10 protein-coding genes are annotated in these 11,531 nt (G+C 54.9%); 7 read left to right on the plus strand and 3 right to left on the minus strand.

The window, feature by feature from the left end:
* Positions 1-10: 10 nt before the first annotated feature.
* Positions 11-1,120 (plus strand): YcbX family protein, encoded by a 1,110-nt coding sequence (locus C3708_RS05320; protein ID WP_103948703.1) that lies wholly within the window; start codon positions 11-13, stop codon positions 1,118-1,120.
* Here C3708_RS05320 and zapC read toward each other — a convergent pair.
* Positions 1,117-1,659 carry a cell division protein ZapC gene (zapC, locus tag C3708_RS05325; RefSeq protein ID WP_095281468.1) on the minus strand — a complete coding sequence of 181 codons (543 nt, stop codon included), beginning with the start codon at positions 1,657-1,659 and terminating at the stop codon, positions 1,117-1,119. The two genes, C3708_RS05320 and zapC, sit on opposite strands and share 4 nt — an antisense overlap.
* 165 nt (positions 1,660-1,824) lie before the next feature.
* On the minus strand, positions 1,825-2,835 hold the full coding sequence (gene pyrD / locus C3708_RS05330) for a quinone-dependent dihydroorotate dehydrogenase (protein ID WP_095281467.1): 1,011 nt from the start codon (positions 2,833-2,835) through the stop codon (positions 1,825-1,827).
* Between the two features lie 247 nt (positions 2,836-3,082).
* Here pyrD and ssuE point away from each other — a divergent pair, with 247 nt between their 5' ends.
* The 5 genes from ssuE to ssuB are packed head-to-tail and all read left to right on the plus strand — an operon-like array spanning position 3,083 to position 7,309.
* Positions 3,083-3,658: an NADPH-dependent FMN reductase gene (ssuE, locus tag C3708_RS05335; RefSeq protein ID WP_095281466.1), complete on the plus strand. Its 576-nt coding sequence runs from the start codon at positions 3,083-3,085 to the stop codon at positions 3,656-3,658.
* Entirely contained in the window at positions 3,651-4,601 is a 951-nt protein-coding gene (locus C3708_RS05340; RefSeq protein WP_103948704.1) for a sulfonate ABC transporter substrate-binding protein, read from the plus strand. Before ssuE ends, C3708_RS05340 begins: the two co-directional genes overlap by 8 nt.
* Positions 4,598-5,743 (plus strand): FMNH2-dependent alkanesulfonate monooxygenase, encoded by a 1,146-nt coding sequence (ssuD, locus tag C3708_RS05345; protein ID WP_103948705.1) that lies wholly within the window; start codon positions 4,598-4,600, stop codon positions 5,741-5,743. The genes C3708_RS05340 and ssuD overlap by 4 nt, the downstream gene beginning before the upstream one ends.
* Positions 5,744-5,753: 10 nt before the next feature.
* Positions 5,754-6,545 carry an aliphatic sulfonate ABC transporter permease SsuC gene (ssuC, locus tag C3708_RS05350; RefSeq protein ID WP_095281463.1) on the plus strand — a complete coding sequence of 264 codons (792 nt, stop codon included), beginning with the start codon at positions 5,754-5,756 and terminating at the stop codon, positions 6,543-6,545.
* Positions 6,542-7,309 carry an aliphatic sulfonates ABC transporter ATP-binding protein gene (gene ssuB / locus C3708_RS05355; RefSeq protein ID WP_103948706.1) on the plus strand — a complete coding sequence of 256 codons (768 nt, stop codon included), beginning with the start codon at positions 6,542-6,544 and terminating at the stop codon, positions 7,307-7,309. The genes ssuC and ssuB overlap by 4 nt, the downstream gene beginning before the upstream one ends.
* Positions 7,310-7,448: 139 nt before the next feature.
* Here ssuB and pepN read toward each other — a convergent pair whose 3' ends face one another.
* On the minus strand, positions 7,449-10,061 hold the full coding sequence (gene pepN, locus C3708_RS05360) for an aminopeptidase N (RefSeq protein WP_103948707.1): 2,613 nt from the start codon (positions 10,059-10,061) through the stop codon (positions 7,449-7,451).
* Between the two features lie 265 nt (positions 10,062-10,326).
* Between pepN and pncB the strand changes: the two genes are divergently transcribed.
* The gene (pncB, locus tag C3708_RS05365; protein ID WP_095281460.1) at positions 10,327-11,529 is read left to right on the plus strand and encodes a nicotinate phosphoribosyltransferase; all 1,203 of its coding nucleotides are present in this window, start codon (positions 10,327-10,329) and stop codon (positions 11,527-11,529) included.
* Positions 11,530-11,531 lie beyond the last annotated feature (2 nt).

An 11,531-nucleotide genomic window follows, 5' to 3' on the forward strand; every position in this document is an offset into this window, starting at 1 on the left:
GGAGTGCGAAGTGGCGACGTTATCCAGGCTTTTTATTCATCCGGTCAAATCCATGCGCGGTATTGGCCTGACCCACGCGCTTGCTGACGTCAGCGGCTTTGCCTTTGATCGCATTTTTATGATCACCGAACCGGACGGCACCTTTATCACCGCCCGCCAGTTTCCGCAGATGGTCCGTTTTATTCCGGCTCCGCTGCACGATGGCTTACACCTTACCGCACCAGACGGTTCCAGCGCGATCGCGCGCTTTAGCGATTTCGCCCCTGTAGACGCGCCGACCGAAGTCTGGGGCAATCATTTTACCGCCCGCGTCGCGCCCGATGAAATTAACACCTGGCTGACAGGCTTCTTTTCTCGCCCGGTGCAACTGCGCTGGGTCGGCCCAGAACCGACGCGTCGTGTGAAGCGCTTCGAAGCCGTTCCCCTCTCCTTTGCCGACGGTTTTCCTTACCTGCTGACTAATGAAGCCTCCCTGCGCGATCTGCAAAACCGCTGTTCCGCCAGTGTACAAATGGAGCAGTTCCGCCCGAACCTGGTGGTGACTGGCGCACAGGCGTGGGAAGAGGACACCTGGAAGGTTATTCGCATTGGTAACGTGATCTTTGATGTGGTGAAACCGTGCAGCCGTTGCATTTTCACCACAATCAGCCCAGAGAAAGGACAGAAACATCCTTCCGGTGAGCCGCTGAAAACGCTGCAATCTTTCCGCACCGCGCAGGATAACGGCGACGTCGATTTCGGTCAGAACCTGATCCCCCGCAGCAGCGGCGTGATTCGCGTGGGTGATGAAATTGAAATTTTATCGACAGGACCAGGCCGTGTGTATGGCACAGGTGTTAACGAAGAAGAGGCAGAAGTGGAACTGCAGCCAGTCACAACGGTGACACTTCAGTGGCAAGGCAAAACGCTGCCGGGAAATAATCAGCAGGTATTGCTGGAACAGCTGGAACAAGCGGGGATCCGCGTGCCTTATTCGTGTCGTGCGGGGATCTGCGGAAGCTGTCGTATCACCCTGATCGATGGCGAGGTGACGGCATTGAAGAAATCAGCGATTAGCGATGACGGAACCATTCTGTGCTGTAGCTGCATACCGAAAACGTCTTTGCAGCTCGAGCTTTAAACGGCCTGTTCGAGACTGAACGAATCCATACGCAGTTGCGGTTTAAGCCGATCGTTCATCACTTTAATCGCATCACCCAACTGCATTGTGCGCCCGGCAATGACCACGCCGGGTTGCGCCAGCAGGCACAGCGCGGCATTTTCACCCGGCTCGACCACCAGCAAACTCACCTCTTCCGAGGTATCACTCAGATTGACGCAAGCCGCATCGCCAGTGATTGGCGACCAGGACTGGCCGTGAGCGAGAAAGTGCCAGCTTTTCGGCATCTGCGGTTTAAGGAAGCGGATCGCCACCAGCGCATTCAGCACCAGCTCGGCGCGCTGCTCTTTAGAGAGGATCAGATCGCGACATTTCTCTTCGAAAGAGAAAAAGAGCGCCGCATCGTCAACACAAAAGCCTGACGGCGCAAACGCGTCCGGGGTCAGCATTCGACGCGCGAAACGAGAACGGAATAACATGCCATTGGCTAAATCGAGCATCATTCGATCGTGCTCATCGCAAAAATACCAGCGCCAGTTATCGTCAGGTTTTATTCGCATTTTCCTCTCCTTCCCCACAACGTCCTGTTCTTAAAATGTCCGAATTATCGCTTCGTTTATAACATCAATAATAAAAGACCATAATGTCTAAATAAGCAACAAAGACGGAATATAAAACAACCAGGGCTATAAATAAAGCCCTGGTTGTCTGATAAGGAGAAAAGATTAGATATGATTAACGATTTCTTTAATCAATTGTGGGCCTTTAAAAATAAAGCCGGAATAGATTTGCACCAGTGAAGCGCCTGCCGCCATCTTCTCGCGGGCAGCGATGACCGAGTCGATCCCACCCACCCCGATGATTGGTAAGCGGCCATTTAATTCCGCCGATAACGCGCGAATAATTTCGGTGCTTTTTAATTGTACCGGACGGCCACTTAACCCACCCATTTCGTCGCAGTTTTTCATTCCCTGGACCAGGGAACGATCGAGTGTGGTATTGGTCGCAATAACACCATCAATATTATGGCGAACTAAACTGTCGGCGACCTGGATCAATTCTTCAACCGAAAGATCCGGCGCGATCTTAACCGCGATCGGAACATATTTATGGTGAGTCGCCTGAAGCTCATTCTGTTTATTTTTAATCGCACTTAACAGATCGTCCAGTGCTTCACCATATTGCAGCGTGCGCAGGCCTGGGGTATTTGGCGAAGAGATGTTAATCGCAATATAACCGGCGTAAGCATAGACTTTTTCCATACAAATCAGATAGTCATCTTTGCCCTGCTCTACCGGCGTATCTTTATTTTTGCCGATATTAATACCCAGCACGCCGTCAAAATGGGATTTTTTAACGTTCTCCACCAGATGATCAACACCGTGGTTATTAAAGCCCATACGGTTGATCAAACCTTCGGCTTCCACCAAACGGAACAGACGCGGTTTGTCGTTACCGTCCTGCGGACGCGGCGTCACGGTGCCGACTTCAATGGAGCCAAACCCCATCGCGCCAAGCGCGTCAATGCACTCGCCATTCTTGTCGAGGCCAGCTGCCAGACCCAGCGGGTTCTTAAACGTCAGGCCCATGCACTGAACAGGTTTTTCCTGCACTTTCTGGCGCACCAGCGCTTCAAGAGGCGTTCCTGTAATGCGGCGTAACTGCTGGAATGTCAATTCATGAGCGCGCTCGGGATCGAGCTGAAAAAGGGCTTTACGAACGAAGGGGTAGTACATGAACTCTCCTGGATTCCGGTGTGCAAACCGGACACGGATTATCTGCGATCGCGCCGTGAAAGGGAATTGACCTGCGGCAAAAAATCATCGTAAAGCGCAATCGTTTCCCTTTCTGCTTCTTTCTTATGCAATTTTCGGCATTTTAATTTCAGATAAATCATTTAGTGGAATACCCCTGCAATGTCACACTCGTGAAAATTGTTATGAATGTTAGATAAAAGCAAACAAATAGTTATAAGGAGAAAGCATGCGCGTCATCACGTTGGCCGGAAGTCCGCGTTTCCCTTCACGCTCTAGCGCTTTACTGGAATATGCCCGCGAACAGCTCAATTCACTGGGTGTTGAGGTATGTCACTGGAATTTGCACAACTTCGAGCCTGAAGATCTGCTTTATGCGCGCTTTGATAGCCCGGCGCTTCAGGCGTTAATCGAACAGCTTAAAGGGGCTGATGGCTTGATTGTGGCGACACCTGTCTATAAAGCCTCTTTTTCCGGTGCGCTGAAAACGCTTCTCGATTTACTGCCTGAACGTGCGCTCGAAGGGAAAGTGGTTCTCCCTCTGGCGACCGGCGGCACCGTCGCACACATGCTGGCGGTAGATTACGCCCTTAAGCCAGTGCTGAACGCGCTGAAGGCGCAAGAGATCCTTCACGGCGTATTTGCCGATGATTCTCAGGTTGTCGATTACCAGCATAAACCGCAGTTCACGCCGAATTTACACCTGCGCCTTGATAGCGCGCTAGAAACCTTCTGGCAGGCATTGCATCGTCGTGATGCTCCCGTCCCCGCCTTTGGCCGTCTGAAAGGAGTCGCTCATGTTTAAAGCTCTTATCACCGCTCTGATCGCCGTTTCTGCTCTGGCACAGGCGGCGGAACCTGCGCCGGAAAGCCTGCGTATTGGCTACCAAAAAGGCAGCGTCAGTATGGTGCTGGCGAAAAGTCATCAGCTGCTGGAAAAGCGCTACCCGGACACTAAATTCTCTTGGGTCGAGTTCCCTGCCGGACCGCAGATGCTGGAGGCGTTGAACGTCGGCAGCATTGATTTAGGCAGTACCGGCGATATTCCGCCGATTTTTGCCCAGGCCGCTGGCGCTGATTTGGTCTACGTTGGCGTAGAGCCACCGAAGCCGAAAGCGGAAGTGATTCTGGTGCCTGAGAACAGCCCGATAAAAACCGTCGCTGATCTAAAAGGCCATAAAGTCGCGTTCCAGAAAGGTTCCAGTTCGCACAATTTACTGCTGCGCGCGCTTCAACAGGCGGGCCTGTCGTTCAACGATATTCAACCCATCTATTTAACCCCGGCGGATGCCCGCGCAGCGTTCCAGCAAAATAATGTGGATGCCTGGGCAATCTGGGACCCGTATTACTCCGCCGCGTTACTGCAGGGTGGCGTTCGGGTGCTGAAAGATGGCGAAACGCTGAAACAGACCGGTTCTTTCTATCTTGCCGCTCGCCCTTATGCCGAAAAGAACGGTGAATTTGTTCAGGGCGTGCTGAATACCTTTAGCGAGGCAGATGCGCTCACTCAGAGCCAGCGTCAGGAAAGCATCGCCCTGCTCGCCAAAACGATGGGTCTGCCAGAGCCGGTGATCGCCAGCTATCTGGATCATCGCCCGACGACAGTGATCAAACCCGTCGACGCCAAAACCGCCGTCCTGCAACAGCAGACCGCGGATCTTTTCTACGAGAACCATCTCGTGCCGAAAAAAATCGATATTCGCGACCGCATCTGGCAACCCTCTGACAAAGAAGGATCGAAATCATGAGTCTGAATCTATTCTGGTTTTTACCGACCCACGGTGACGGGCATTATCTTGGAACCGAAGAGGGCGCCCGCCCAGTGGACTACGGCTACTTGCAGCAAATTGCGCAGGCAGCGGACAGAATCGGCTTTACCGGTGTGCTAATCCCGACAGGACGTTCCTGCGAAGATGCATGGCTGGTCGCGGCATCGATGATTCCAGTCACACAGCGGCTGAAGTTTTTGGTCGCCCTGCGCCCGAGCGTCGTTTCACCTACCGTCGCTGCCCGTCAGGCCGCAACGCTTGACCGGCTTTCCAATGGCCGCGCTCTGTTTAACCTTGTCACCGGCAGCGACCCGCAGGAACTTGCGGGTGACGGGGTGTTTCTCGATCATACGGAACGCTACGAAGCATCAGCAGAATTTACCCGCGTCTGGAGACGTTTGCTGGAGGGTGAAACCGTCACTTACGAGGGCAAACATATTCACGTGCGCGATGCGAAGCTGCTGTTTGCGCCGGTCCAGCAGCCACGTCCCCCGCTCTACTTTGGTGGCTCATCGGATGTGGCGCAGGATCTGGCCGCCGAACAGGTTGATCTGTATCTGACCTGGGGCGAACCGCCGGAGCTGGTGAAAGAGAAAATTGAGCAAGTTCGCGCCAAAGCCGCCGAGCATGGGCGCAAAGTGCGTTTCGGCATTCGTCTGCACGTCATCGTGCGGGAAACCAATGCGGAAGCCTGGCAGGCCGCCGATCGTCTGATTTCGCACCTTGACGATGAGACCATCGCCAAAGCGCAGGCCGCACTGGCGAAAACCGATTCCGTAGGGCAGCACCGGATGGCTTCTCTTCATAACGGCAAGCGGGAGAATCTCGAAATCAGCCCGAACCTGTGGGCGGGTGTAGGGCTGGTTCGTGGCGGAGCGGGTACAGCGTTGGTAGGCGATGGCCCAACGGTCGCGGCACGAATTAACGAATATGCGGATCTCGGTATCGACAGTTTTATTTTGTCCGGCTATCCACACCTGGAAGAGGCATACAAAGTCGGCGAACTGCTGTTCCCGCATCTGGATGTCTCGATCCCCGAAATTCCACAGCCGCGCCCGTTCCAGCTTCAGGGCGAAGCCGTGGCGAATGAGTTTATCCCGCGAAAAGTCGCGCAGAGCTAACGAGGTCCGTATGGCGAACCCATCCCCAAAATGGCTGCTGAGGCTGGCCCCCTGGTTTCTGCCCGTCGGCATCGTGATTGTCTGGCAACTCGCCTCCTCCGTGGGATGGTTGTCGAGCCGTATTCTGCCCTCTCCGGAGGGCGTGGTGGAAGCGTTCTGGTCACTCAGTTCCAGCGGTGAGCTGTGGCAACACCTGGCGATCAGCTCCTGGCGCGCGCTGATTGGTTTTTCCATCGGCGGCTCGATTGGCCTGACGCTGGGCCTTATCAGTGGCCTGTCCCGCTGGGGCGAGCGTTTGCTGGATACGTCAATCCAGATGCTGCGTAATGTGCCGCATCTGGCGCTGATCCCGCTGGTGATTTTGTGGTTTGGCATCGATGAGAGCGCCAAAATTTTCCTCGTCGCACTCGGCACCCTATTCCCGATTTACATCAACACCTGGCACGGCATTCGCAACATCGATCGCGGGCTGGTCGAGATGGCGCGCAGCTACGGTTTATCCGGCTTTTCGCTGTTTATTCATGTGATCCTGCCGGGCGCGCTGCCGTCGATCATGGTCGGGGTGCGGTTTGCGCTCGGCCTGATGTGGCTAACGCTTATCGTCGCAGAAACCATTTCGGCGAACTCCGGCATCGGCTATCTGGCGATGAACGCCCGTGAATTTCTGCAAACCGACGTGGTGGTGGTTGCCATCATCCTTTACGCCCTGCTCGGCAAACTCGCCGACATCAGCGCCCAGTGGCTGGAGCGTAGCTGGCTGCGCTGGAATCCGGCCTATTCCACGAAGGAGGCGAACGCATGACTACGGCTCGTTTAAACCAGGGCACGCCGCTCCTGCTTAACGGCGTCAATAAACGCTATGGCGATAACACCATCCTGAATGCCTTAGATTTGCATATTCCCGCCGGACAATTCGTTGCCGTAGTCGGGCGCAGCGGCGGCGGGAAAAGTACCCTGCTGCGGCTGCTGGCCGGGCTGGAAGCGCCAAACGGTGGTGAACTGCTGGCGGGCAATACGCCGCTGGCCGATATTCAGGACGATACCCGGATGATGTTTCAGGATGCGCGCCTGCTGCCGTGGAAAACGGTAATCGATAACGTCGGGCTGGGGCTGAAAGGCAGCTGGCGGGATAGCGCCCGTCAGGCGCTGAGCGCCGTCGGGCTGGAAAACCGTGCGGGCGAGTGGCCAGCCGCCCTCTCCGGCGGTCAAAAACAGCGTGTGGCGCTGGCGCGGGCGTTAATCCATCGTCCCGGTCTGCTATTGCTGGATGAACCGCTTGGGGCGCTGGATGCCCTGACGCGTATCGAAATGCAGGATCTGATCGAGTCGCTTTGGCAGGAGCATGGCTTTACGGTGCTGCTGGTGACGCATGACGTGAGCGAAGCCGTAGCAATGGCCGACCGGGTGTTACTCATTGAAGAGGGCAAAATCGGGCTGGATGTGGCGGTGGATATTCCGCGCCCACGGCGTAAAGGATCGGCACGGCTGGCGGAGCTGGAAGCGGAAGTGCTGGAAAGAGTGATGAAGCGTGGGGCGACCGAAGTGCAGGTCCGGCGTCACGGATAGAAAAAAGCCGGGCGGCGGCTTCAGCTAATGCCTGATGCCCTCACCCCAACCCTCTCCCACGGGAGAGGGAGAAAACATAAAAAACGGCAACTCGCGTTGCCGTTTTGCATTTACCCCGAAGCGCCACCGGGCGCTTCTATCAGGCCAGCGCCTTACTGATCTTCTCGAACAGATCGCCCGACAGATTTTCCAGCCCTTTCAACTGCTCCAGCGCGGCGCGCATTTTCGCCTGACGCGGCGCGTCATAGCGTTTCAAACGAATCAGCGGCTCAATCAGACGTGACGCCACCTGCGGGTTGCGGCTGTTCAGCTCGGTCAGCATTTCCACCATAAACTGATAACCACTGCCATCTTCTGCATGGAAAGCAGCCGGGTTGCTGCTGGCAAACGCGCCAATCAGAGAACGCACGCGGTTCGGATTGCTCATGGTGAAAGAGCGGTGCTTCAGCAGGCTGCGCACAGTGCTAAGAACATCTGCTGACGGGCTGGTGGATTGCAGAATAAACCACTTATCCATAACCAGACCATCCTGATGCCACTTGTCATCGTACTCTTGCATCAGCGTATCGCGGCAAGGCAACTCAGCCGCCACGCTTGCCGCCAGAGCTGCCAATGCGTCGGTCATGTTATCGGCGTCGTGATACTGCTTGCTGACCAGCGTATTTGCCAGTTCCGCGTCACCGAAGGCCAGATAGCGCAGACAGGTATTACGCAGAGAACGCTTGCCGATATCTGCGTGTTCCACACGGTATTGGTCGAGCTTGTTGGCGTTGTAAATTGCCAGGAACTCGTCGGCCAGCTCAGTCGCCAGCGTACGGGTCAGAGCTTCACGCACAGCGGTAATCGCGATCGGATCGATAACCTCGAACAGCTCGGCGATTTCGTTTGCGGATGGCAGGGTCAGAATCTCTGCGGCCAGCGCCGGATCGATTTTCTCATCCAAAAGGATCGCGCGGAACGCATCGGCCACGTGCACAGGCAGCGACAGCGGCTGACCCTGCTGATGACGGTTCACGTTCAGTTTGATATAGGTTGCGAGCAGGCTCTGCGCGGCATCCCAGCGAGAGAAATCGTTGCGCGCATGACGCATCAGGAAAGTAAGCTGCTGGTCGCTCCACTTATATTCTAGTTTCACCGGGGCAGAGAATTCGCACAGCAGCGCCGGAACCGGCTGGAAGTAGACATTATCAAAGATAAAGGTTTGCTCCGCCTGGGTCACATTCAGCACGTGATGCACCGGATGACCGCCCTTCTGCAGCGGAATCACTTTACCTTCGTTGTCATACAGCTCGATGCTGAACGGAATGTGCAGCGGGTGTTTCTCTTCCTGCTCGGCGGTTGGCGGCGTGCGCTGGCTGATGGTCAGGGTGTATTGCTCGGTTTCTGGATTGTAGTCATCTTTCACGGTGACAATCGGCGTCCCGGCCTGGCTGTACCAGCGGCGGAAATGGGACAGATCGACGTTGGACGCGTCTTCCATCGCCTGAACGAAATCGTCGCAGGTGGCGGCGCTGCCGTCGTGACGTTCGAAATAGAGCTGCATTCCTTTCTGGAAGTTCTCTTCGCCGAGCAGAGTGTGGATCATGCGAATGATTTCAGAACCTTTCTCGTACACCGTCAGGGTGTAGAAGTTGTTCATCTCAATCACTTTGTCCGGGCGAATCGGGTGCGCCATCGGGCTGGCGTCTTCAGCGAACTGCAGGCCACGCATGGTGCGCACGTTGCTGATGCGATTGACCGCGCGTGAACCCAAATCGGAACTGAACTCCTGGTCACGGAACACGGTCAGGCCTTCTTTCAGGCTCAACTGGAACCAGTCGCGGCAGGTCACGCGGTTGCCGGTCCAGTTGTGGAAGTATTCGTGGCCGATGACGCGTTCGATATCGAGATAATCTTTATCGGTGGCGGTATCAGTACGCGCCAGCACGTATTTGGAGTTAAAGACGTTCAGGCCTTTGTTCTCCATCGCGCCCATATTAAAGAAGTCGACGGCAACGATCATATAGATGTCGAGATCGTATTCCAGGCCAAAACGCTCTTCGTCCCACTTCATGGAGTTAATGAGCGACGTCATCGCCCACGGCGCGCGGTCGAGGTTGCCGCGATCGACAAACAGCTCCAGCGCTACGTCGCGACCGGAACGGGTTTTGAAAGTATCGCGCAGAACGTCGAAATCACCCGCCACCAACGCAAACAGATAGCACGGTTTTGGGAATGGATCTTGCCATTGGGTCCAGTGACGACCGTTTTCCAGCTCGCCTTGCCCGACGCGGTTACCGTTGGAGAGCAGGTACGGATAAAGTTTTTTATCGGCAATGATTTTGGTGGTGAAACGCGCCAGAACGTCAGGACGGTCCAGATACCAGGTAATATGGCGGAAACCTTCGGCTTCGCACTGAGTGCAAAGCGCCACGCCTGATTGATACAGGCCTTCCAGCGCCGTATTGGACGCAGGGCTGATTTCGGTCAAGATGCGCAGGGAGAAACGCTCTGGCAGATTGTTAATGACCAGCTGACCCTCTTCTTCTTTATAGTCGGTCCACGCTTCGTCGTTCACGTGCACGGAGACCAGCGTCAGGTCTTCACCGTCGAGGCGCAGCGGTACAGCCGTCGCACTTTGGCGTGTGACCTGGCTTATGGCCGTAACAACGGTTTTGGTGGCATCCAGGTCAAAAGTCAGATCGATATCGCTAATCAGGTATTCCGGCGCACGGTAGTCGTGGCGGTATTTGGCTTGTGGCTGTTGTGTCATAGAAAACCTTATGCATCGTTTGTCGAATAACGAATCCAGTCTATTCCTGTTGCGCAAAACGCGCTACGCAGAATGTTCATCTTTTCAGGGAGAAAACCCATTTTTGCTACATTTGTATAACACGAGGCACAAAATGCACTCGACCATAACGGCAGCTTATGTTGTGATCGGGGTTCAATAAATCGCTAAACAAGGTATACTCCAGCGGTTTCAATAGTTGTTTATTGTACTAAACGCTCCCGTGAGAGGATGCTACTGCGCACCTATGACTCAATTCGCTTCCCCTGTTCTGCATACACTGCTGGATACCGATGCGTATAAACTGCATATGCAGCAAGCCGTTTTTCACCATTACTATGATGTGCAAGTAGCGGCTGAATTCCGCTGCCGTGGTGATGACTTGCTCGGTATTTACGCTGATACGATCCGTGAACAGGTCGATGCCATGCAGCATCTGACTCTGCAGGACGACGAATACCAGTGGCTCTCTGGCCTCCCCTTCTTTAAAGCCGACTATTTAGACTGGCTGCGCGATTTCCGCTACAACCCCGAACAGGTCACCGTCACCAATAATAATGGTCGACTGCACATTCGCCTTTCCGGGCCGTGGCGGGAAGTGATCATGTGGGAAGTGCCACTGCTGGCGGTGATCAGCGAGATTGTGCACCGCTACCGTTCACCAGAAGTGGGCGTTGAGCAGGCGCTGGAATCGCTCGAAAGCAAGCTGGTTGATTTCAATCGGATGACGGAATCGGTGGATATGTCCCGTTTTCGTCTTATGGATTTCGGTACCCGCCGTCGTTTCTCTCGCGAAGTGCAGCAGGCCATCGTTGAACGTTTGCAGCAGGAGCCGTGGTTTGTCGGCACCAGTAACTACGATTTAGCGCGTCGTCGCAACCTGACGCCGATGGGCACCCAGGCCCACGAATGGTTCCAGGCGCACCAGCAAATCAGCCCCGATCTCGCCACCAGCCAGCGTGCCGCGCTCGCCGCCTGGCTTGAAGAATATCCGGATCAGCTGGGTATTGCCCTTACGGACTGTATTACGATGGACGCTTTCCTGCGTGACTTCGGCCCGGAATTTGCCGACCGCTATCAAGGCCTGCGCCATGATTCCGGTGACCCGGTTGAATGGGGTGAAAAAGCCATCGCTCACTATCAAAAGCTGGGCATTGATCCGCTCACTAAAGTGCTGGTTTTCTCCGATAATTTAGATCTCTCAAAAGCGGTCGATCTTTATCGCCAGTTCTCTTCCCGCGTTAACCTGAGCTTTGGTATTGGCACACGCCTGACCTGCGATATCCCCCAGGTAAAACCGCTGAATATCGTGATTAAACTGGTGGAATGTAACGGCAAGCCGGTGGCGAAGCTTTCTGACAGTCCCGGCAAAACCATCTGTCATGACAAAGCCTTCGTGCGTGCACTGCGTAAAGCCTTCGATCTGCCACAGATTAAGAAAGCCAGTTAATC

The organism is Lelliottia sp. 7254-16 (genome assembly GCF_002922995.1).
In the GTDB taxonomy this organism is placed as follows: Bacteria; Pseudomonadota; Gammaproteobacteria; order Enterobacterales; family Enterobacteriaceae; genus Enterobacter; species Enterobacter jeotgali.